The sequence below is a fragment of the Streptomyces sp. NPDC001270 genome (assembly GCF_042896695.1).
Classification (GTDB): domain Bacteria; phylum Actinomycetota; class Actinomycetes; order Streptomycetales; family Streptomycetaceae; genus Streptomyces.
In genome coordinates, this window is sequence record NZ_JBIAXM010000003.1 from 204,963 (window position 1) to 225,841 (window position 20,879).

General features: G+C 72.1%; 17 protein-coding genes and 2 pseudogenes. 13 read left to right on the forward strand and 6 right to left on the reverse strand.

All coding sequences use genetic code 11. The annotated features are described in order from the left end of the window. Nucleotides 1–144: 144 nt before the first annotated feature. Nucleotides 145–615 carry a DUF5709 domain-containing protein gene (locus tag ACFY2B_RS07240; protein ID WP_376527022.1) on the forward strand — a complete coding sequence of 157 codons (471 nt, stop codon included), beginning with the start codon at nt 145–147 and terminating at the stop codon, nt 613–615. A 45-nt stretch (nt 616–660) separates the two neighbouring features. Beyond that, nucleotides 661–939, forward strand: a complete 279-nt coding sequence (locus ACFY2B_RS07245; RefSeq protein ID WP_390762156.1) for a type B 50S ribosomal protein L31 — start codon at nt 661–663, stop codon at nt 937–939. A 218-nt stretch (nt 940–1,157) separates the two neighbouring features. On the opposite strand, the gene ACFY2B_RS07250 is transcribed toward ACFY2B_RS07245, so the two are convergent. Continuing rightward, the gene (locus ACFY2B_RS07250) at nt 1,158–1,952 is read right to left on the reverse strand and encodes a metal-dependent hydrolase (RefSeq protein ID WP_390762157.1); all 795 of its coding nucleotides are present in this window, start codon (nt 1,950–1,952) and stop codon (nt 1,158–1,160) included. Between the two features lie 145 nt (nt 1,953–2,097). On the opposite strand from ACFY2B_RS07250, the gene ACFY2B_RS07255 reads away from it, so the two are divergent. Together ACFY2B_RS07255 and ACFY2B_RS07260 are read left to right on the forward strand one after the other, a co-directional pair. Beyond that, nucleotides 2,098–4,611, forward strand: coding sequence for a DEAD/DEAH box helicase (locus tag ACFY2B_RS07255; protein ID WP_390762158.1), 2,514 nt, complete (start codon nt 2,098–2,100; stop codon nt 4,609–4,611). Between the two features lie 19 nt (nt 4,612–4,630). After that, on the forward strand, nt 4,631–5,497 hold the full coding sequence (locus ACFY2B_RS07260; protein WP_390762159.1) for an acyl-CoA thioesterase: 867 nt from the start codon (nt 4,631–4,633) through the stop codon (nt 5,495–5,497). Here ACFY2B_RS07260 and ACFY2B_RS07265 read toward each other — a convergent pair. Continuing rightward, on the reverse strand, nt 5,390–6,448 hold the full coding sequence (locus ACFY2B_RS07265; protein WP_390762160.1) for a DUF6397 family protein: 1,059 nt from the start codon (nt 6,446–6,448) through the stop codon (nt 5,390–5,392). The two genes, ACFY2B_RS07260 and ACFY2B_RS07265, sit on opposite strands and share 108 nt — an antisense overlap. Before the next feature lie 201 nt (nt 6,449–6,649). After that, nucleotides 6,650–7,063, reverse strand: a complete 414-nt coding sequence (locus tag ACFY2B_RS07270) for a roadblock/LC7 domain-containing protein (RefSeq protein WP_376527034.1) — start codon at nt 7,061–7,063, stop codon at nt 6,650–6,652. A 93-nt stretch (nt 7,064–7,156) separates the two neighbouring features. Between ACFY2B_RS07270 and ACFY2B_RS07275 the strand changes: the two genes are divergently transcribed. The 4 genes from ACFY2B_RS07275 to ACFY2B_RS07290 all read left to right on the forward strand — a co-directional run bounded on the left by ACFY2B_RS07275 (nt 7,157) and on the right by ACFY2B_RS07290 (nt 10,106). After that, on the forward strand, nt 7,157–7,585 hold the full coding sequence (locus ACFY2B_RS07275; protein WP_390762161.1) for a PPOX class F420-dependent oxidoreductase: 429 nt from the start codon (nt 7,157–7,159) through the stop codon (nt 7,583–7,585). A 409-nt stretch (nt 7,586–7,994) separates the two neighbouring features. Beyond that, nucleotides 7,995–8,594 (forward strand): class I SAM-dependent methyltransferase, encoded by a 600-nt coding sequence (locus ACFY2B_RS07280; protein ID WP_390762162.1) that lies wholly within the window; start codon nt 7,995–7,997, stop codon nt 8,592–8,594. A 218-nt stretch (nt 8,595–8,812) separates the two neighbouring features. Continuing rightward, nucleotides 8,813–9,109: a hypothetical protein gene (locus tag ACFY2B_RS07285; RefSeq protein WP_390762163.1), complete on the forward strand. Its 297-nt coding sequence runs from the start codon at nt 8,813–8,815 to the stop codon at nt 9,107–9,109. 142 nt (nt 9,110–9,251) lie between these two features. Then, entirely contained in the window at nt 9,252–10,106 is an 855-nt protein-coding gene (locus ACFY2B_RS07290; protein WP_390762164.1) for a hypothetical protein, read from the forward strand. A 478-nt stretch (nt 10,107–10,584) separates the two neighbouring features. On the opposite strand, the gene ACFY2B_RS07295 is transcribed toward ACFY2B_RS07290, so the two are convergent. Further along, entirely contained in the window at nt 10,585–10,767 is a 183-nt protein-coding gene (locus ACFY2B_RS07295) for a hypothetical protein (RefSeq protein WP_061917615.1), read from the reverse strand. 320 nt (nt 10,768–11,087) lie between these two features. Between ACFY2B_RS07295 and ACFY2B_RS07300 the strand changes: the two are divergent. The 3 genes and pseudogenes from ACFY2B_RS07300 to ACFY2B_RS07310 all read left to right on the forward strand — a co-directional run. After that, nucleotides 11,088–13,888: pseudogene (locus tag ACFY2B_RS07300) on the forward strand (DEAD/DEAH box helicase). Then, entirely contained in the window at nt 13,885–15,189 is a 1,305-nt protein-coding gene (locus ACFY2B_RS07305) for an SWF or SNF family helicase (protein ID WP_390762165.1), read from the forward strand. Before ACFY2B_RS07300 ends, ACFY2B_RS07305 begins: the two are co-directional and overlap by 4 nt. 115 nt (nt 15,190–15,304) lie before the next feature. Next, a pseudogene (locus ACFY2B_RS07310) lies at nt 15,305–15,808 on the forward strand (esterase-like activity of phytase family protein); the annotation flags it as partial. A gap of 133 nt (nt 15,809–15,941) precedes the next feature. On the opposite strand, the gene xylA reads toward ACFY2B_RS07310, so the two are convergent. Further along, nucleotides 15,942–17,108: a xylose isomerase gene (gene xylA / locus ACFY2B_RS07315; protein WP_390762166.1), complete on the reverse strand. Its 1,167-nt coding sequence runs from the start codon at nt 17,106–17,108 to the stop codon at nt 15,942–15,944. A 178-nt stretch (nt 17,109–17,286) separates the two neighbouring features. Here xylA and xylB point away from each other — a divergent pair, with 178 nt between their 5' ends. Both xylB and ACFY2B_RS07325 read left to right on the forward strand, forming a co-directional pair. Then, nucleotides 17,287–18,732: a xylulokinase gene (xylB, locus tag ACFY2B_RS07320; RefSeq protein WP_390762167.1), complete on the forward strand. Its 1,446-nt coding sequence runs from the start codon at nt 17,287–17,289 to the stop codon at nt 18,730–18,732. A 54-nt stretch (nt 18,733–18,786) separates the two neighbouring features. After that, on the forward strand, nt 18,787–19,995 hold the full coding sequence (locus ACFY2B_RS07325) for an ROK family protein (RefSeq protein ID WP_390762168.1): 1,209 nt from the start codon (nt 18,787–18,789) through the stop codon (nt 19,993–19,995). Nucleotides 19,996–20,002: 7 nt separating this feature from the next. On the opposite strand, the gene ACFY2B_RS07330 is transcribed toward ACFY2B_RS07325, so the two are convergent. Next, nucleotides 20,003–20,842, reverse strand: coding sequence for an alpha/beta fold hydrolase (locus tag ACFY2B_RS07330; RefSeq protein WP_390762169.1), 840 nt, complete (start codon nt 20,840–20,842; stop codon nt 20,003–20,005). Between the last annotated feature and the right edge of the window lie 37 nt (nt 20,843–20,879).

Consider the following 20,879-nt stretch of genomic DNA (forward strand, 5'->3'; position numbering starts at 1 on the left):
GAGTGAAAGGCTGGAGAACGGCACCGGTTCGGGGGATGCCCGGGAACCGTCGGGTTCGAGCCGGGTGAGACCTGTGCCCCACGTGCCGGTGGTCCACCACCGACCATGGCGGGAACGGGCCGTCCCCACCACCTGGAGGTACCCGTGAACAGCTCCGACGGATGGGGGGACGACGTCTACCAGCCGGATGGATCCGAGATCCAGGAGGACTCGGGGCTGCTCGACGCCGAGGACACACTGGTCGACGACGGTGTCGAAGATCCACTCGACCGAGGCTGGTCTCCCCCCGAGCGGCCGTGGGCGGTGGAACACTCCGGTGTGACGGCGGCCGAGGGCCACGAGGGCGAGACGCTGGACCAGCGTCTGGCCGAGGAGCAGCCCGATCTCGCCGTACCCGACGGTGACGGCATCGGCGACTGCCAGGGCACCGACGGCGAACTGCTCGACAACGAGGTCGGCGACCTCCGCTCCGGCCGCCTCGTCGCACCCGACGAGGGTGCCCACGAGGACGATGAAAGCGCACTCGTCGCCACCGACGTGGGCATCGACGGGGCGGGCGCCTCCGCCGAGGAGGCCGCGATGCACGTCGTGGACGAGGACTCCTTCTCCACCTGAGCCCGGCCGCACCCACCCGCCGACCGTCCCGCGCGAGGAGCCGCCATGCAGCAGGACAAGCACCCCGACTACCACCCCGTGGTCTTCCGCGACCGCTCCGCCGGCTACGCCTTCCTCACCCGGTCCACCGCCACCAGCGACCAGACCATCGACTGGGACGACGGCGAGACGTACCCGGTGGTGGACGTCGAGATCTCCTCGGAGAGCCACCCCTTCTACACGGGCAAGGCCCGCACGGTCGACTCGGAGGGCCGTGTCGCACGCTTCGAGCGCCGGTACGGCGGGGCGGGGCGGGACTCCGCCGGGAGCGGCGGGGCCGCCTGACCCTGGAGCACCCGCCTCCGGAGCACCCGGCCGACCGGGCCGCAGGCACCACGGACGCGCCCGTCCCCGTGCCCAGGCGCCCGGTCCTCCGCTTCGACCACGGCTCGAAACTCCTCCCGGACCGCGGCCCGGACACCGACCCGGTCCTCGGCCCCGATCTCCACCCTGGCCCCGGCCCGGATCGGCGCCTGGGCCCCGGCACCGATCGCGGACACCGCTCAGATCACATTGAGCGCCGCCGCGCAGCCCACTCCGCCGAGTAGCATGAACACCGGCATCAGCACCTTCAGCTCGACCCAGCTGCCCGCCCGGAACCGCATGGCCTTGGGCGGACCCAAGGGGTACCAACGCTTGCGGCCGACCGGGATCGGCCACAGGATCGGGCAGCCGGAGACGGTCAGCGCGTCCCCGATGTCGTGCACCAGCGCCCCCAGCACGATGGGCAGCCCCAGCCACAGGTACTCCTGGCCGGGATCGGTGAACAGCCAGTCGGAACCATTGCCTGGTTTGTCCAGAACGCCGGCAAGGATCCACGCGCTGGTCGCGGCCAGCAACCACACCAGGATGTCGCTGCTGGACCCGCGGGCCGCCCGCCACAGCAGTCCCTCGATCGCCAGCACCATGTGGACGAAGAGGATCGCCAGCACCGCCCACCGGCCGCCAGTGATCGCCAGGGCCGAGGCACCCGCGCCGATCAGTACCGCCCACAGCCAGGTGTGCGTCAGCGTCCGGTGCCCACCGGTGCGGCGTGTGTCGCCCCTCATCCGGGTGCCCTTGTAGACGGCGTAGGAGAGCTTGTCCACGATCTCGCACAGCCCTCGCGACACGGGCCCGAAGGCGCGCGAGATGGTGGCCGCCTTGTGATCGAGGTCCGGAGCGAGCGCCGCACCGGCGCTGATCAGGGCGCCCACAAGGAGGACCGGCCAGGGCATCGGATGCCCGGCCGCGGCGGCGGCCGCCCCGACGCCGAGCCAGGCCGCGGCCCCCGACAGTGAGTGTGCTGGTCCCATCATCGCCGTTGCCCGCCCCATTCCTCTTGTACCACTGTCCAGTTGACCTGGTGCATTGACGCTCCGTCGGCGACACAGCGTAGCGGTAGCGATCTTCGTACTCGCAGCCGATTCCCGTATCGGCCGGGTCGCCAGGCAAGATGGGTGCGTGACCCTCATCGATCAGCTGCCGCCGACCGCCGACCCCGACGCCCTCTACGAAGCCTTCGAGTCGTGGGCGCGGGATCGCGGTCTCACGCTCTACGCCCATCAGGAGGAGGCGCTGATCGAGGTGGTCTCCGGCGCGAACGTGATCGTGTCGACGCCCACCGGGTCCGGCAAGAGCATGATCGCCGCGGGCGCCCACTTCGCCGCGCTGGCCCGGGACGAGGTCACCTTCTACACCGCCCCGATCAAGGCGCTCGTCTCGGAGAAATTCTTCGAGCTGTGCAAGATGTTCGGCACCGAGAACGTCGGCATGCTGACCGGTGACGCCTCCGTCAACGCCGATGCCCCCGTGATCTGCTGCACGGCCGAGGTGCTGGCCTCCATCGCACTGCGTGACGGCAAGGACGCGGACGTCGGCCAGGTCGTCATGGACGAGTTCCACTTCTACGCGGAGGGCGACCGCGGCTGGGCCTGGCAGATCCCGCTGCTGGAACTGCCCCAGGCCCAGTTCATCCTCATGTCGGCCACGCTCGGCGACGTGTCCTTCTTCGAGCAGGACCTCACCCGACGCACCGGCCGGCCCACCTCGGTCGTCCGCTCGGCGACCCGTCCGGTGCCCCTCTCCTACGAGTACCGGTTCACCCCGCTCACGGAGACCCTCACCGACCTCCTCGAAACCAGGCAGGCCCCGGTCTACATCGTCCACTTCACGCAGGCGCAGGCCGTGGAGCGGGCACAGGCGCTGATGAGCATCAACATGTGCTCGCGCGAGGAGAAGGAGCAGATCGCCGAGTTGATCGGCAGTTTCCGCTTCACCACCAAATTCGGCCGCAACCTCTCCCGTTACGTCCGTCACGGCATCGGTGTGCACCACGCAGGCATGCTGCCCAAGTACCGGCGGCTGGTGGAGAAGCTCGCCCAGGCCGGCCTGCTGAAGGTCATCTGTGGCACGGACACACTCGGCGTGGGCGTCAACGTGCCCATCCGGACCGTGTTGTTCACGGCGCTGACCAAGTACGACGGCAACCGCGTCCGTACCCTGCGCGCCCGTGAGTTCCACCAGATCGCGGGCCGGGCCGGCCGGGCCGGATTCGACACCGCCGGTCTGGTCGTGGCGCAGGCTCCGGAGCACGTCATCGAGAACGAGAAGGCCCTCGCCAAGGCGGGTGACGACCCGAAGAAGCGCCGCAAGGTGGTCCGCAAGAAGGCGCCGGAGGGTTTCGTCGGCTGGACCGAGAACACCTTCGACAAGCTCATCGCCTCCGAGCCGGAGCCTCTGACCTCCCGTTTCCGGGTGACGCACACCATGCTGCTGTCGGTGATCGCCCGTCCCGGCAATGCGTTCGAGGCGATGCGCCGACTGCTGGAGGACAACCACGAGCCACGCAGGCAGCAGCTGCGGCACATCCGCCGGGCGATCGCCATCTACCGCTCGCTGCTGGACGGCGGCATCGTCGAGAAGCTCGACAAACCGGATGCCGAGGGTCGTATCGTCCGGCTCACGGTCGACCTCCAGCAGGACTTCGCCCTCAACCAGCCGCTGTCCACGTTCGCGCTCGCCGCGTTCGAACTGCTGGACCCGGAGTCGCCGTCGTACGCGCTGGACATGGTCTCCGTCGTGGAGTCCACCCTTGACGACCCGCGGCAGATCCTGGTCGCGCAACAGAACAAGGCGCGTGGCGAGGCGGTCGCCGCGATGAAGGCGGACGGCGTCGAGTACGAGGAGCGCATGGAGCGCCTCCAGGACGTCACGTACCCGAAGCCCCTGGAGGAACTCCTCTTCCACGCGTACAACACCTACCGCAAGAGCCATCCCTGGGTCGGCGACCATCTCTTGTCGCCGAAGTCCGTCGTCCGCGACATGTACGAACGGGCCTTGTCCTTCACCGAGTTGGTGTCGTTCTACGAACTCGCGCGCACCGAGGGCATCGTGCTGCGCTACCTGGCCGGCGCCTACAAGGCCCTGGAGCACACCGTCCCCGACGACCTGAAGTCCGAGGACCTCCAGGATCTGATCGCCTGGCTCGGCGAGATGGTGCGCCAGGTCGACTCCAGTCTGCTGGACGAGTGGGAGCAGTTGGCCAATCCGGAGGAGATGACGGCCGAGGAGGCCCAGGAACGGGCCGACGAGGTGAAACCCGTCACCGCCAACGCACGCGCCTTCCGGGTCCTGGTCCGCAACGCGATGTTCCGCCGGGTCGAACTCGCCGCCCTCGACCAGGTCGACGAACTCGGCGAGATGGACGCCGAGGCCGGCTGGGACGCGGATGCCTGGGGCGAGGCGATGGACAAGTACTGGGACGAGTACGAGGACCTGGGTACGGGCCCCGACGCACGCGGGCCCAAGCTGCTCGTGATCGAGGAGGAGCCGCGCAACGGTCTGTGGCGTGTCCGTCAGATCTTCGACGATCCGAACGACGATCACGACTGGGGCATCAGCGCGGAGGTCGACCTCACCGCGTCCGACGCCGAAGGCCGTGCGGTCGTCCGGGTCACCTCCGTCGGCCAGCTGTGAACACTGGAGAATCACGCCCATGACGAACCCTGCCGAAAGGCTTGTCGACCTGCTCGACCTGGAGCAGATCGAGGTCAACATCTTCCGTGGCCGTAGCCCGCAGGAATCCCTGCAACGGGTCTTCGGCGGCCAGGTCGCGGGCCAGGCGCTGGTCGCCGCAGGGCGCACCACGGACAACGAGCGCCCGGTGCACTCGCTGCACGCGTACTTCCTCCGTCCGGGCAGGCCGGGCGTGCCGATCGTGTACCAGGTGGAGCGCATCCGCGACGGGCGGTCGTTCACCACCCGGCGGGTCACGGCTGTGCAGCAGGGCCGCACGATCTTCAATCTGACCGCCTCCTTTCACAAACCCGAGGAAGGACCGTTCGAGCACCAGCTGCCGCCGGCCCGGGAGGTACCGGATCCGGAAACCCTGCCGACGATCGCCGACGAGATCCGCGAGCACCTCGGGGCCCTGCCGGATCAGCTGGAGCGGATGGCGCGCCGTCAGCCCTTCGACATCCGTTACGTCGACCGGCTGCGGTGGAACGCCGAGGACGTCAAGGACGCGGAGCCGCGCAGCGCGGTGTGGATGCGGGCCGTGGGTCCGCTGGGCGACGATCCGCTGGTGCACACCTGCGCGCTCACCTACGCGAGCGACATGACCCTCCTCGACGCGGTGCGCATCCCCGTCGAACCGCTGTGGGGACGGCGGATCTTCGACCTGGCGTCCCTCGACCACGCCATGTGGTTCCACCGCCCGTTCCGCGCGGACGAGTGGTTGCTGTACGACCAGGAGTCACCGGTCGCGACCGGTGGCCGCGGGCTGGCCCGCGGTCGTATCTACGACAGAGAGGGGCGCCTGCTCGTGTCGGTCGTCCAGGAGGGCCTGTTCAGGGCCCTCTAGCCGAAGGGCTCGCGCTCTCGCGCGCCGGGTGCTTCCGCCGCGCAGCCGGTCGAGCAGTCCGCGGGGCCGCTCGGGTGCCCTGGCCGCGGGCGGGCCGCAGCGGGGGGTGGCTGCCTTGCTGTGAGCGGTCACCGGGGCCGGCCGCGGCGGGGGCTGGACAACGGGCGCCACGGAACGCGGTGCGGACCGCTGCGCGCGTGCTTCGTCCACCACGCGCGCCAGCTCGCTCCTCAGCCAGCCGATCTCGTCCTGCTGGTCCGCTGTCATGATCTTCTCCGCAAGGTGTGCGGAGGGCGATCCCGGCCGGCCGTGGACGGGCGGCCCTGGCCGGAAACGGTTGAGATGGGCGCGCTCGTGGGCGTCCGGGACGACGTCCGCGACGTGGGCGGGCTCGAGGAAGGCGGCCACGGCCCCGGCGCGTTCCCATGGGTCGTCGGTCTGCCGCAGCAGGAATCCCAGGTGACGTCCGCGCCAGTTGCGGGGGCGGAGGTCGAGGCCGGCCCCGAGCCGGCCGCGCAGTTCCTCGGGCATACGGCCCGTCAGCAGGTCGGCGCGCTTGCCGTCGGCCCCGAACTGTCGTAGTTCGGCGGCCAGATAGAGCCAGACCACCGCACGATAACGATTGACGTAGAGCTTCACGGGCGCCACCAGGCCGAGGCGCGCGAGTCGGGTGAACCTGCCGGTCGGCACACGCAGGAGGGCCGCGCCCGCCGCGGTGCCCACGGTCGCGACGTCCCCCTGGAGTGTTTCGGGGAAATTCTCGGCCGAGCACAAGCGATCGATCTCCGCCCGTGCGACCCGGCGGCCTCCGCCGTCCTCGTCCGGCACGGTCCGGATCCGCCCCAGATGCACGGCGAGATCGAACTCACCGCGCTTGAGTCCGAGTTCGCGTGCCGCGCGGCTCGGGGCGCAGGTGAGACGGCGAGGTGGTGTGACAGTGCTGCCCGGCATGGTGCTACTCCCCCGTGGAGTCAGTGCTCACGCTGTGTGCGTTCGCCGTGACACATGACGTTAGCCGCTCGCACGGATGTCGTGGCGAGCCTGTGGACAACTCCATCGGGCAGGAGAAACGTGCAGGTCAGACAGGCGCGATCAAAGATCTTTTCGTCAGAGATCCGCCTGGGATCGCCCAGAGATCTGCCAGGTGTTCCGTCACTGATCCGAGGCAGGTCCGCGCTCGGGTTGCCGGGCGTCCACGCCGAGGTGCTCACCGACCCGGTTGACGAGCAGTGTCATCTCGTAGGCGATCTGCCCGATGTCCACTTCGGCGCCGCTGAGCACGCACAGACAGCTGCCGGATCCCGCGGCGCTCACGAACAGCACGGCGTCGTCGTATTCGATCATGGTCTGGCGTACTCTGCCCGCGCCGAAGTGGCGGCCCGAGCCCTTGGCCAGGCTGTGCAGCCCGGAGGCTATCGCGGCGAGGTGCTCGGCGTCCTCGCGGCGCAGGCCGGTGCTCGCCCCCGTCACCAGCCCGTCGTTCGACAGCACCAGTGCGTGCCGTACGTGTTCCACGCGTTCGGTCAGGTCGTCGAGCAACCAACCGAGCCGCTGGTTCTGCGCCATGTGCCGTCTCCCCGTGTGATGTCGCCCTCTGGCCGGAGGATCCCTCAGCCAGCCTTACCCACGACCGTCGTCCCGGCAAGGAGGATGGGAGGCATGGCACAGAAGATGACCGATGAGGAATGGCGGGCGTTCGTCTCTGAGGGCACCCGCACCGGAAAGCTGTCCACCGTACGGGCCGACGGGAGCCCGCACGTCGCCCCGATCTGGTTCCTGCTGGACGGGGACGACGTGGTCTTCAACACGGGAAAGGAGACGGTGAAGGGGCGCAATCTGGCCCGTGACGGGCGGGTCGCGCTATGCGTGGACGACGACCGGCCGCCGTTCCACTTCGTCGTGCTGAACGGGCAGGCCCGGCTGTCGGAGGATCTCGACGAGGTCCGGCACTGGGCGACCAGGATCGGGGCCAGGTACATGGGCGAGGAGCGCGCGGAGGAGTTCGGCGCGCGCAACGGGGTACCGGGTGAACTGTTGGTCCGTGTCGCCGTGGACAAGGTGGTGGCGGTTCGGGATCTGGCGGACTGACGGCGTTTCAGTGCAGCGCCGCCGGGCCGAGGTGGGGCGTATCGCGACGCCCGGCCCGGCGGTGTGACGGCCGGAGGCGGGGACCCAGGGATCGGTGAAAGCTGTGCTGGCGAACCAGTTGGCGCGACCGGCGGGAGGCGCCGTGCGCGGATGGTGCGGCCCCGCCCCAGCTCCAGCCCTGGCCCCGGGCCGACACGTGCCACCGCCCATGACAGCCCGCGGGCGGCCGGCCAGATGCGGTGTGATCCAGGTGTGCCAGGACCCGGACACCAGCCGGAAGCGGACAGGCGAAGGGGACCTTTGTCGAAAGGTGTCGGTAACTGACGCGGAAAATGTGCCGGCCCGATCGCTTCACGCTCGGACACGGGCGCGGAGGCACCTTTCGTGCCGGTGCGGGATCATGCGGAACATGAGCGACGACCACACACATGTGCAGGAGTTCTTCACAGCGCGCGCGGCCGACTGGGACCGGCGGTTCCCGGACGACGGCCCGGCCTACGCCGCCGCCGTCGCCGCTCTCGGGCTGCGACCCGGGGACCGCGTGCTCGACGCGGGGTGCGGTACTGGCCGCGCCCTGCCGCCGCTGCGCGCGGCCGTGGGCACGTCGGGAGTGGTCGTGGGCGTCGACCTGACTCCGGCGATGCTCCATGAGGTGGTCCGTGCCGGTCGGGAGCGGGACGGGCGGCTGCTGCTCGCCGACGTGATCGCACTACCGCTGCGTACGGCGGCCCTCGACGCCGTGTTCGCCGCCGGGCTGATCGCGCATCTGCCCCATCCCACTGAGGATCTGCGGGAGTTGGCTCGTGTGGTGCGGCCGGGCGGCACGCTGGCCCTGTTCCATCCGATCGGCCGCGCGGCGCTCGCGGCCCGCCAGGGGCGGCGGATCACGCCGGACGACCTGCGCGCCGAAGCCAACCTGCGGCCGCTGCTGGCGGGGTCGGGGTGGCGTATGACCTCGTACGTCGATGAGGACGCCCGGTTTCTCGCCCTGGCGGTCCGGGAAGGCTGAGCACGGTCCGGGGCACCCCGCCAGGCGTGAGCCCGCCCTTTCTCGGCGCCCCGTCCGCCTCAGCCGCGCCCCCGTCCTCCCCGTCTGCTCCCCTCCACCGCCCAGGTGCCTTCTTCCGCCGCCGATCTGCCCTCTTCTGTCACCACGGCCGTGACCTTACGTTGAGGAGAACAGGCATAGGACGGAAAAAGACTCGACACAGGAGGAAGGTGGTCCGCATGTTCGACAGGATCCGCGCGTACGTCGCCGGATTCGGCGGTTCCGCCCACGCGGAGAACGCCGGACTTCGTGAACGACGCGCCCACAACTTGTTCGAAGCTGCGGCCGCCTATGTGGCGGCCCGCGCGGAGGACGACCAGGACCAGATCGACGAGACTGTGGCCTGGGTGTCGCCGGAGGCGTTGTCGTTCGGGGTGAGCGAACTGGCCTGTCGGGCCGTCATCGCGCTGGCCCGGGAGCGTGACGAATCGCCGCGCACAGTGGCTCGTGACCTCCTGGGTCTGCCGGCGGCCTGAGCGCGTGTCCACCGCCGCTCCGCGGTCGTTTCGCCCGCTTCAGGCGGAAAACTGCAGCTCCGGGTGTGAAAGTGAGTCGTGACAACTGGCTTCCGGTCACACTATGGTGCGCGCCGTTGGACGAACCACTGGGGAGGCTGGGATGGCCGGGACGGACGAGGAGGTCGTCGCCGCCGCGGACGATGCGCTGTACGTGCTCACGGCAGTACTGCTGACGCCCGCGCAATTTCCGAGCGTGCTGGGCGATGACTATCCGGCGGCGTGCGCGGCGCTCGGCCTCGCGCCGCTGGCCGACGGGTACGGTCTGGTGCTCGGCCAGGACGGTGCGGGCGCCCGCTGGACGGTCGTCATCGACGACGTCTCGCTGGTAGCCGTAGCGATCGCGTCCTGGGACTGCGGCATGGAGCACGACCTGTCGCCGGACGAGCGCACGGTCGTCGCGGCTCTGCCGGGCTGGCCGCTCGCGGTCGCGGTAGCCGCGCCCGGGGTGCCGGCACCGCACGACCCGGGTCCTGACGTGGTGGACGGCCCGCCGTTGACTCCGCCGGACACCAGTACCTGGGGCCCGGCCCAGCGGCGGCTGGGCGCCGACGAGATCGCGTTGCAGTGGGCGGTCTGGCGTGAGCAGATCGACGAGGCCGACCTCCCCGCGCCCGCACCGGCTCCACAGCGCGCCCCCGGAACGACCTCGGAAGCAGCCTCGGACGGGGCACCGGAACCGGCTACGGGCCACCGCGGCATCCGGCGCGTATTGGCCGAGGCCCGGGCCTACGTGGACGCGCCACCGCCCCTCGGCCGGATCCGCTCGGCCTTCGCCCCGGGTAACGCCCGGACGCTCCGCGCCGACGGCCCTGGCTGGTCGCTGGTGGCCCGCACCGACGACATCGCCTTCGTCCTGCTGGACGACGAGCCCGGTGAGGTACTGCCGGTGGGCCGCGGCCCGGAGTTGCCCGGCCTTCTGGAAGCCCTGGACAAGTTGGCCGTACGCCCCAGTTGACTGCCCCGGGCCCGCGCCCCTGGCGTGGTGCGGGCCCTGCCGCCTGTATCCGTCCGGTCCGCCTCCAGGCCCCTCGGGCGGCGTTGGGGGCGGTGCACACGCACGGAACCGATGGCCGGGCGGTACATCGCGCGAAGCCGCGATTATGCGGCCGGAGCGACCGTTCAGCCCTGCCATGGCACCCGGCCAGGAAGACCGCCGACGCGAGCAGCCCGACGGGATCAGCCCGACGCGGCAGCCGTCACAGGCGCCGGGAGCACTTGTGCGGGCACGATGAACGCGGCGGTCGCCCCCTCATGCCGGCGAGGCCAGACCCGTGCCAGAGCAATCGGAAACGCCCGGATCGAGGCGACGACGGCATCGCGTCACCGCCCCCTGACCATGCCATCGGCAGATCCGGGGGCGGCGATGGAATCGGCTGCCGCGCACCGAAGGGGCCGCACGGTACCGCAGGGCGGCGCGCCGCAGCGCCGGTCTCTCAGCGCCCGATTTCCTTTCGGGCCACTCGGCGCAGCCTGCGCCGCTGCGAAGGGTCCAGCGTCAGATACGCGGCGGCCGGAACCCCCACCACGATCAGGAACGCCACCCACCAAGGCAGCCATATCAGCAGGATGAGCCCGACCGCCACACCCCCTGCGGCGATCTTCGCGTTCTTCGACATGTGCGTCGCCTCCTTCGCGGCCACTGCCGCTCTCTGTTGTGAAAACGGGCCCGTGCTTCCCACGGTTCCGGACCGCGACCCTGAGACGTCCCTGATACGCGTCCCCTACGCATCCCTGAGGCCGGACTTCCCTGCCGCCTGTCGAACACCAAGTGAAGTGACTCAGGTCACAGCGTAGCCGTTCGGGGTCGGCCGCGGCCGTGAGGTACCTTCGGCAGCCTCTCCCACCAGTAGTCAAATTTGAGGAGTCGGGCCGAGCCGTGCAGAGCATCACCGCGGTGCCATCCTCCGAATCGTCCGAACTGACCCACTGCTGTGCCGTGTTCCTGCCGGCCGATCCCGCACGAGCCGGCCACATCGCCTTCTGGCGGCCGGACGGCCCCCCGCCCGCCACCGCCGGCTCCGGTGCCGTCACGGACCTGGGCGTGGCCGTGCCCGGCGAGCACGGGATCGAGCGGGTACGGGTACCGGCGGTGCTGCTGCCGGTACGCGCCGCCCTTCCGGTCCTCACCCGCGCGCGTACCGACACGCTCGCGGACCGGGCCACCGCGTTCTGGGGTTCGGCAGCAGTACTGGCCCTGCACTTCCTGGCCCGCGGGCTGCTGCTGCCCGGGCTCTCCCCCGCCGATCACGACGCCTGGCGGATCGGCCCCCTGTCCACAGGGGACGCGGAACTCGTCCGCGAGCTGGCGGCCTCGATGCCGCCCGAGGCACATGCCGTTCCGGTGAGCGACGCGGGGCCGCCCAGGCTGCCCGATCCGGAACTGCTGCTGCGCTCCTTCCTGGATGCGATCGCCGACACGCTCCCCCGCTCCCCCGCCGCGCCGCTGGTCACCGGCGGTCCGGCGTACGCGGCGGCACAGCCGCAGCACCTGCCCCGGCAGCGGGCGTGGGCGGACGACGTGGCCGCGGGCCACGACGCCGGCGTACGGCTCTCGCTACGGATCGAGGTTCAGGGCCTCGACGACGCGCTCCACGACGCCGCCGCGCCACGGTTCCGCGCCGTGCTCCAGGTGCACGCCACCGGCGGACCGGCGTCGGTCGCGGACGCGGCCGAAGTGTGGTCCGGCGGCCCGGTGGTCACGTCCTTCGGCCCCGCGCGCGGCTGGACGCACTGCTGGCCCTGCGGCGCGCCGCCCGCGCCTGGCCACCGCTCACGGCCCTGCTCTCGGCGACCGTACCGGACCACGTCGAACTCGCTGACGAGGAGGTCGCCGAACTCCTCGGAGCGGGCGCCCGGGCGCTGTCCGCGGCGGGCGTCGAAGTGCACTGGCCCAAGGAACTGTCCCGGGACCTGTCCGCCGGAGTGGACATCGGCCCGCCGGACGACGGGGGCGCGCGGGCCGCGGAACGCACGCGGGTGCCGTCGTTCCTCTCGGCCGACGCACGGCTCGCGTTCACCTGGCGGTTCACGCTGGACGACCGGGAACTCTCCCGTGCGGAGCTGGACCGGATGGCGGAGGCCGGACGCCCCCTCGTGCGGCTGCGCGACCAGTGGGTGCTGATCGACCCTCAGGAGGCGCGTCACGCCCGCGCGCGGCAGGACCGCGCCGTCACGCCCGTCGAGGCGCTCGGCGCCGCGCTGACCGGCTCCACGGAGGTCGACGGCCGCAGGGTCGACGTACGTCCCACCGGGTGGCTGGCGGAGCTGCGGAAGCGGCTCATGGCCCCCGAGGGTCAGCAGCCGGTCGGCCCGCCCGCGGCGCTCGCCGCCACCCTGCGCGACTACCAGGTGCGTGGTTTCAGCTGGCTGGCCCGGATGACGTCCCTGGGGCTCGGCTGCTGCCTGGCGGACGACATGGGGCTCGGCAAGACGGTCACGCTGATCGCCCTGCATCTGCACCGCCAGGCGGACGCCGCCGCGGCGGGTCCCACGCTCGTGGTCTGTCCGACGTCCCTGCTGGGCAACTGGCAGCGCGAGATCGAGAGGTTCGCGCCCGGCACACCGGTGCGCCGCTTCCACGGCCCGCGGCGCAGCCTGGACTCCCCGGCAGACGGGGAATTCGTCCTCACGACCTACGGCACGCTCCGCCTGCACGCGGAACGGCTCGCCGGGGTTCCCTGGGGGATGGTCGTCGCCGACGAAGCCCAGCACGTGAAGAACCCGTACTCGGCAACCGCGCGGGCCCTGCGCTCCGTCGAGGCACGCGCGCGCGTGGCGCTCACCGGCACCCCCGTGGAGAACAACCTCTCGGAACTGTGGGCGATCCTCGACTGGACGACCCCGGGGCTGCTCGGGCCCCACGGCGCGTTCCGCGCCCGGTTCGCCCAGGCGGTCGAGGGCGCCCGTGACCCCGCCGCCGCGCAGCGGCTCGCCCGGCTGGTGGGGCCGTTCCTGCTGCGCCGCCGCAAATCGGATCCGGGCATCGCGCCCGAGCTGCCGCCGAAGACCGAGACCGATCACGCCGTGCCGCTGACCGGGGAACAGGCGGCCCTGTACGAGGCCCTGGTCCGGGAGACGCTGGACGCGATCCCGGGGACCGGCGGCATGGCCCGCCGGGGACTGATCGTGAAGCTGTTGACCGGACTGAAGCAGATCTGCAATCACCCGGCGCAGTTCCTCAAGGAGGACGATCCGCGGATCGCGGGACGGTCGGGCAAGCTGGAGTCGCTGGACGAACTCCTCGGCACGATCCTCTCCGAGGGGGCGGGCGTTCTCGTCTTCACGCAGTACGTGCGGATGGCGCGCCTCCTGGAACGGCATCTCGCGGCCCGTGGAGTGCCCACGCAGTTGCTGCACGGCGGTACGCCCGTGGCCGAGCGCGAGACGCTGGTGCGGCGCTTCCAGGCGGGCGAGGTGCCCGTCTTCCTGCTCTCCTTGAGGGCTGCCGGGACGGGGCTGAACCTGACCCGGGCCGAGCACGTCGTGCACTACGACCGCTGGTGGAACCCCGCGGTGGAGGCGCAGGCCACCGACCGGGCGTACCGCATCGGGCAGACCCGGCCCGTACAGGTGCACCGGCTGATCGCCGAGGGAACCGTCGAGGACCGTATCGCCGAGCTGCTCGGCCGCAAACGGGAGCTGGCCGACGCCGTCCTCGGTTCCGCTGAGGCGGCCTTCACGGAACTGACCGACGGGGAGCTGGCCGACCTGGTGGAACTGCGCGGTGAGGCGCGATGACCCGGTACGAGGAGCAGGCGGAGAGGACGTTCCCCGCTCTGCCGCCCGCGCGCGGGCGGGGCTTCGCGCAGACGTGGTGGGGCCGGGCATGGCTGCGTGCCCTGGAGGACACGGCCCTGGACGGGGCGCAGGTGAAGGCGGGACGCCGGCTCGCGCGCTCGGGAGCGGTGGGCGCGGTCTCGGTGCGGCCCGGCCGGGTCACGGCCGTCGTCCGCGACCCCGGCCGGGCGGCGCACCGTGCGGACGTCCTGCTGCCGGAGCTGTCGGACGAACAGTGGGTCCGGTTCCTCGACCTGGCCGTCGAGCGCGCCGGGCACCTGGCGGCGCTGCTCGACCGCGAGATGCCACCGCACCTGGTCGAGGACTCGGCGGCCGCGGGCATCGAACTGCTGCCCGGGCTGGGCGACCTGGAGCCGGAGTGCGACTGCGGAGCCTGGGACCACTGCGGGCACACCGCGGCGCTGTGCCACCAGGTGGCACGACTGCTGGACGAGGATCCCTTCGTGCTGCTGCTGTTGCGGGGGCGGGACAGGCAGGCCCTCCTGGACGCCCTGCACCTGCGTACCGCGGTGCCCGAGGCGACGGAAGAGGCGCCGGAAGGGGTGGACGCGGCGGAAGTCTGGGCGGCCGGTGACATCCTGCCTCCCCTGCCCGCTCCGCCCGTCCTTCCGGACGCGCCCGGCCGGCCGCCGTCCTTCGACGCCGAGGCGGCGCCCGCGCCCGGGATCGACCCGGCTTCCCTCGGCTACCTCGCCGCGCGGACCTCCGTGGAGGCGTACCACCTGCTCACCATGGCACTCCACGGACCGGAAGGGGAGCGGGACGAACCGGAGCCGACACTCGGGCAGGACGTCGTGCGGCTCGCCACCGGAGCTCCTGCGGGGGCCGTGGCCCAGCGGCTGGCGGACGGGTCGGGGCGCGGTCGGGAAGGACTGGCGACGGCCGTGCGCGCCTGGCGTCTCGGCGGCGTGGAGGCGCTGTCCGTGCTCGACGAGGAGTGGCCGGTGGAGGGAGCCGCCCTGGCACGCGCGTGTGCCGTTCTGGATACCGCCTGGGACGAGGACGACCGGCCGGTGTTCGATCGGACGGGCAACCGGTGGACGGTGCGAGGTGAGGGCGTCCAACTGCGGTGGGGACGGGACGGCCGCTGGTGGCCCTTCCGCAAGGACGGTCACTGGATTCCGGCGGGGGACGCGTCGCGGGATCCCGCGACGGCGCTCGGGGCGGCACGGTTCTCCATCGCCGAGGAGCACGAGGGGCCGCCGACGGGCCCCGACGGCTCGACGACCGCGCGGGGGTGACGGACGAACGGCTGCCGGGCCGACACGGCGCGACGACTGGACGAGTGGGCGACACACGTGTTCATCCGGCAGTCGCACCGGAGGTTCCGTCCGGGGATCAAATGTGGCCGCCGTCATGGAACTTGACCCGAACTTGCCCCGGCGAGACCTGGCGTCCTCGCACACCACCGGCCGAAGAGATACCCGGCGTCCCGCAGTCGCCGGGCTCCCTCCGGCCCTGGCAGCCGTGTTCGTGGCGACAGGCACGGCCGCGGCGGTACCGGCCGGGACGGCGAAGTCCCGCGTCGTCCGCACGGCGATCCTCGGCGCCATCCCGCTGCGTGCGTTCAGCGGCGCTCTCCTGCCCCGCAGTGTGGCCGACGACCGCGGTGTGGACCTCGGCAGCATCGGCGGCGACGTCTACCCGACGAGTCGCAAGGGCGAGTTCTGGACAGTGACCGACTGGGGGTCGAACGGCCAGATCAAGGTGGGCGGCGAGAAGCGCCGCACGTTCCCGGTGCCGGGATTCGACCCTCCGATCGTGAAGATCCGGCTGACCGGGAACGCCGTCGAGGTGATCGACGCGATCCCGCTCACCACGTCCTCCGGGAAGGCCGTCACAGGACTGTCCGACCAGAAGGCCCCGAGCCGGTGCACAGCGGCGCCGGACGGTCGTCGGCACGCGCGCGTGGGGCGGCAGGAAATCCACCGCCCCACGCGCGTGCGCAATCGTTCCCACACGCGCGTGCGGTGAGCCCCACACGCGCGTGCGTTCAGCTCCTGGCGCCGAGGAGGTGGTCCATGGCGAGCTGGTCGAGGTGTTCGAAGGCCATGCCGCGGGCGGCGGCGGCCGCCACGTCGAAGTCCTCGTAGGCGCTGCGGTCGGCCAGCAGTGCCTGCAGGCCGTCGGCGGCGGTGGGCTGCACGAGCTGGTCGAGGCGGGCGGCACGGAGGGCTTCCTGGACCTCGGGGTCGGCCCGGAAGGCGGCGGCGCGGTCCTTCAGGATGAGGTAGTTGCGCATGCAGCCGGCCGCGGACGCCCATACGCCGTCGAGGTCCTCGGTCCGCGGGGGCTTGAAGTCGAAGTGGCGCGGACCGTCGTAGCCGGCGTCCTCCAGGAGGTCGACCAGCCAGAACGCGGCGCGCAGGTCGCCGGCGCCGAAGCGCAGGTCCTGGTCGTACTTGATGCCGTTCTGGCCGTTGAGGTCGAGGTGGAAGAGCTTGCCCGCCCACAGGGCCTGGGCGATGCCGTGGGGGTAGTTGAGGCCGGCCATCTGCTCGTGGCCGACTTCGGGGTTGACGCCGTACAGCTCGGGGCGCTCCAGGCGCTCGATGAAGGCGAGCGCGTGGCCGACGGTGGGCAGCAGGATGTCGCCGCGGGGCTCGTTCGGCTTGGGCTCGATGGCGAAGCGCAGGTCGTAGCCCTGGGTGGTGACGTACTCGCCGAGCAGGTCGAATGCCTCCTTCATGCGGTCGAGGGCGGCACGGATGTCCTTGGCGCCGCCGGATTCGGCGCCTTCCCGGCCACCCCAGGCGACATAGGTCGTCGCGCCCAGTTCGGCGGCCAGGTCGATGTTGCGGATGGTCTTGCGCAGGGCGTAGCGGCGCACGTCGCGGTCGTTGGCGGTGAACGCGCCGTCCTTGAAGACGGGGTGGGTGAAGAGGTTGGTGGTGGCCATGGGCACTTTCATGCCGGTGGCGTCAAGGGCCTGGCGGAACCGCTTGACGTGCGACTCACGCTCGGTGTCGGAGGAACCGAAGGGGATCAGGTCGTCGTCGTGGAAGGTCACTCCGTAGGCGCCGAGTTCCGCCAGGCGCTGCACCGATTCGACGGGGTCGAGGGCCCGGCGGGTGGCGTCCCCGAACGGGTCCCTGCCCTGCCAGCCGACGGTCCACAGACCGAAGGTGAACCTGTCCTCAGGGGTGGGCCGGTAGTTCATGCCGCGGCTCCTTGCTCGCTTGCGACTATTTCGTCATGGCGGTTTACAAATTAGTATGCAGCCGCATCCCTGGGAAGGGAGAAGATGTCCCCGAAGGGGTGACGCCCGGTCGTCGTCGTCCCGGACAGACCGAAAACCCAAGGCCGGATCCCGCGAGCCACGGAAAAGGGAGAGCCCGATGTCAGCAGCCGATGGTCCGCTCATCGTCGGCGTGGACACGTCCACCCAGTCCACCAAGGCGCTGGTCGTCGACACGGCCACGGGCCGGGTCGTGGCGAGCGGCCAGGCGCCGCATGCCGTCACCACCGGCGCGGGCCGGGAGAGCGACCCGCGCCAGTGGTGGGACGCACTGTGCGAGGCGCTGCGCCAGTGCGGCGACGCGGCACGCGAGGCCGCCGCGGTGTCGATCGGCGGCCAGCAGCACGGCCTGGTCACGCTGGACGGCGCGGGCGAGCCCGTCCGGCCGGCCCTGCTGTGGAACGATGTCCGCTCGGCGCCGCAGGCCCACCGCCTCGTGGAGGAGCTGGGCGGTCCCAAGGCATGGGCGGAACGCACCGGCAGCGTGCCCGGCGCGTCCTTCACGGTCACCAAGTGGGCCTGGCTCGCCGAGCACGAACCGGACGCGGTCCGCGCCACCAGGGCGGTGCGCCTGCCGCACGACTACCTCACCGAGCGCCTCACCGGTCAGGGCACGACGGACCGCGGCGACGCCTCCGGCACGGGCTGGTGGGCGTCCGGGACCGAGGCGTACGACGAGGAGACCCTCGCCCATGTGGGACTCGACCCGGCGCTGCTGCCCCGGGTGGTCCGGCCCGGCGAGGTGGCGGGGACCGTCCGCCACAGCCACGATCTGCCGTTCTCCAAGGGCACCCTGGTGGCACCCGGCACCGGTGACAACGCCGCGGCCGCACTCGGTCTCGGCCTCCGTCCCGGCGCGCCGGTGCTGAGCCTCGGCACGTCCGGCACCGTGTACGCGGTGTCCACGCACCGTCCCGCCGACCCGACCGGCACGGTCGCGGGCTTCGCCGACGCGCGCGGGGACTGGCTGCCGCTGGCCTGCACCCTGAACTGCACCCTCGCCGTCGACCGCGTCGCCACCCTGCTGGGTCTGGACCGCGAGGCGGTCGAACCCGGTGGTGCCGTCACCCTGCTGCCGTACCTGGACGGCGAACGCACCCCGAACCTGCCGAACGCCTCGGGGCTGCTGCACGGGCTGCGCCACGACACGACAGCGGGACAGTTCCTGCAGGCGGCGTACGACGGCGCCGTCCATGCGCTGCTCGGCGCCCTCGACCTGGTGCTGGACGAGGACGCCGACCGCACCACGCCCCTGCTGCTGATCGGCGGCGGCGCCCGTGGCACGGCCTGGCAGCAGACGGTACGACGCCTTTCGGGACGACCCGTGCAGGTCCCCGAGGCCGGGGAACTGGTCGCGCTCGGCGCGGCGGCACAGGCCGCCGGGCTGCTGACCGGCGAGGACCCGGCCGCGGTCGCCCGCCGCTGGAACACGGCCGCGGGTCCGGTGCTGGACGCGGTGGACCGGGACGAGACGACTCTGGCCCGGATCTCCGCGGTACTCTCCGACGCGGCCCCGCTGCTGACCCGGGGGACGGACTCCCCATGACCGGTACCGCACGGGAACGCCGCTGAGGGACACGGAGCGAGGATCGACGCAGGCATGACCGCACCGCCGCACGAGGGCCCGGCCGCATCGGGCCGCGCGCTGCCCGACACCCAGCAGGGCATGCGCCGCCGCAACCTGGCCCGGGTGATGCACGCCGTCAGTGCCGAGGGGCCGCTGTCCCGGGCCGCGGTCGCCTCGCGCATCGGGCTGACCCGGGCCGCGGTGTCGACCCTGGTGGAGGAGCTGACCCGGTGGGGCCTCCTGGAGGAACTCGGTCCCGAGCGGCCCGGCCGGGTCGGCCGCCCGGGATCGGCGCTCGCCGTCAGCGACCGCGGGCCGGCCGGGATCGGCGCGGACGTGGGCGTCGACCACCTCGCGGTGTGCGCGGTCGACCTGCGCGGCGAGGTACGCGCGCGTGCCGTGCGACACGGCCCCAACCGGGGCCGCGGCGCCGGACCGGTGGTCGACGACCTCGCCACGCTCGTCCGCGGCGTCGTCGCCGAGGCGGAACGGGCGGGGCTGTGGGCGGCGGGGCTCGCCGTGGCGGTCCCCGGCCTGGTGGCCCGTGACGCCCGCACGGTCGTACGCGCCCCGAACCTCGACTGGCGGGAGACGGACCTCGGCGCCCTGCTCCCCGTCGGCCTACCCCTGACCGTGGACAACGAGGCCAACTTCGGTGCGCTCGCGGAACTCTGGCTCGGCGAGGGAACCCCACGCGACTTCCTGCACGTGTCGGCCGAGATCGGCATCGGCGCCGCGGTCGTCGTGGACGGGCAGTTGCTGCGCGGGACCCGGGGCTTCGCGGGGGAACTGGGCCATGTCCCGGTCCGGCCGGACGGACCACGCTGCCCGTGCGGCGGGCGGGGCTGCCTCGAACAGTACGCCGGTGAGGAGGCGGTCGTGCGTGCCGCCGGCCTCCCGTCCGGTGAGGACCTGGTCGGGCGGCTCGCCCGGAGCGCCGACCGCGGACACGAGGGCGCGCGTCGGGCCCTGCACGACGCCGGCACGGCACTCGGCATCGCCCTGACCGGCGCGGTGAACCTGCTCGACCCCGAGTCGGTGGTACTGGGCGGCGCCCTGGCGGGCCTCTCGCCCTGGCTGCTGCCGTCGCTCACGGCCGAGCTGGCGGACCGCACGACACGACCGCCGTGTCCGGTGTCGGTGTCGCGCTTCGGCCCCGAGGGACCATTGCTCGGCGCGGCGCACTCCGTGGTGCGCGGCGTCCTCGACGATCCGGCGTCGGTGGCCGAACACGCCACCTGAGGGGGTCTCAGCCGAGGAACTCCTCCGCCGTCCCGACGAACTGCCGGGCGTCGTCGAGCCAGGGATAGTGACCGGCGCGCGGCTGGATGGTGAACCGCGCGTCGGGGAACAACGCGGCGTACTCGGCCACCGCGCGCGGCGGGGAGTTCAGATCGAACTCCCCGGCCAGCAGCAGCACCGGGCGTGCGAAGGCCGCTATCGCCGCGCGGGTGGCAGCCGGGTCGAAGGCTCCCGCGGCGGCGAAGACGGCGGCGGCCGCGTCGTTGCGCTGCTCGTCCTCGGCTGCCCGGTGGCGCCGCGCGGTCTCGTCCCAACGGCCGTGGGCGAAGGGCGCGATGGACCGCCAGGCGTCGGCGGTCGCGCGGCCGGCGACGATCTCCTCAAGGGCCGCACGGGCGGCCGGGTACCAGGGTTCGCCGCCGCGCAACGACGCCGTCTCCCGGCGCAGGTCCGCGTCGATCAGGATGCCGACGGCCAGCACGCTGGGCGTGATCAGCGCAAGCCTGCGGACGTATTCCGGGTGGCGCTCCACGTAGCGCACAGCGAGGTTCGCCCCGGCCGAGTGCCCCAGCAGATCCATCCGGTCGAGCCCGAGGTGTTCGCGCAGGGCGTCCACGTCCGCGACGAGACGGTCGCAGCGGTACGAGTCCTGGTCGGCCGGCACCCCGGAGGCACCGGTGCCACGGAGATCCGGCACGATCAGCCGGCGGTGCGCCGACAGGCCGCCCAGCTCGCCCAGGTAGGCGGAGGCTTGCATCGGGCCGCCCGGCAGGCAGACGACGGGAGGGCCGTCCCCGAAGACGTGGTAGGCCAGTACGGTGCCGTCGGGCGCGGGGAAGGCAGGCATGATCCCGACCCTCGCAGAGACGTTCGGCACGGGCAAT

Coding starts and splice junctions, on each gene's coding strand:
- ACFY2B_RS07245 (WP_390762156.1), top strand. CDS start 661: ATGCAGCAGGACAAGCACCCCGACTACCACCCCGTGGTCTTCCGCGAC.
- ACFY2B_RS07285 (WP_390762163.1), top strand. CDS start 8,813: ATGTTCGACAGGATCCGCGCGTACGTCGCCGGATTCGGCGGTTCCGCC.
- ACFY2B_RS07290 (WP_390762164.1), top strand. CDS start 9,252: ATGGCCGGGACGGACGAGGAGGTCGTCGCCGCCGCGGACGATGCGCTG.
- ACFY2B_RS07265 (WP_390762160.1), bottom strand. CDS start 6,448: ATGCCGGGCAGCACTGTCACACCACCTCGCCGTCTCACCTGCGCCCCG.
- ACFY2B_RS07330 (WP_390762169.1), bottom strand. CDS start 20,842: ATGCCTGCCTTCCCCGCGCCCGACGGCACCGTACTGGCCTACCACGTC.
- ACFY2B_RS07280 (WP_390762162.1), top strand. CDS start 7,995: ATGAGCGACGACCACACACATGTGCAGGAGTTCTTCACAGCGCGCGCG.
- ACFY2B_RS07295 (WP_061917615.1), bottom strand. CDS start 10,767: ATGTCGAAGAACGCGAAGATCGCCGCAGGGGGTGTGGCGGTCGGGCTC.
- ACFY2B_RS07325 (WP_390762168.1), top strand. CDS start 18,787: ATGACCGCACCGCCGCACGAGGGCCCGGCCGCATCGGGCCGCGCGCTG.
- ACFY2B_RS07270 (WP_376527034.1), bottom strand. CDS start 7,063: ATGGCGCAGAACCAGCGGCTCGGTTGGTTGCTCGACGACCTGACCGAA.
- xylA (WP_390762166.1), bottom strand. CDS start 17,108: ATGAACTACCGGCCCACCCCTGAGGACAGGTTCACCTTCGGTCTGTGG.
- xylB (WP_390762167.1), top strand. CDS start 17,287: ATGTCAGCAGCCGATGGTCCGCTCATCGTCGGCGTGGACACGTCCACC.
- ACFY2B_RS07250 (WP_390762157.1), bottom strand. CDS start 1,952: ATGATGGGACCAGCACACTCACTGTCGGGGGCCGCGGCCTGGCTCGGC.
- ACFY2B_RS07305 (WP_390762165.1), top strand. CDS start 13,885: ATGACCCGGTACGAGGAGCAGGCGGAGAGGACGTTCCCCGCTCTGCCG.
- ACFY2B_RS07260 (WP_390762159.1), top strand. CDS start 4,631: ATGACGAACCCTGCCGAAAGGCTTGTCGACCTGCTCGACCTGGAGCAG.
- ACFY2B_RS07275 (WP_390762161.1), top strand. CDS start 7,157: ATGGCACAGAAGATGACCGATGAGGAATGGCGGGCGTTCGTCTCTGAG.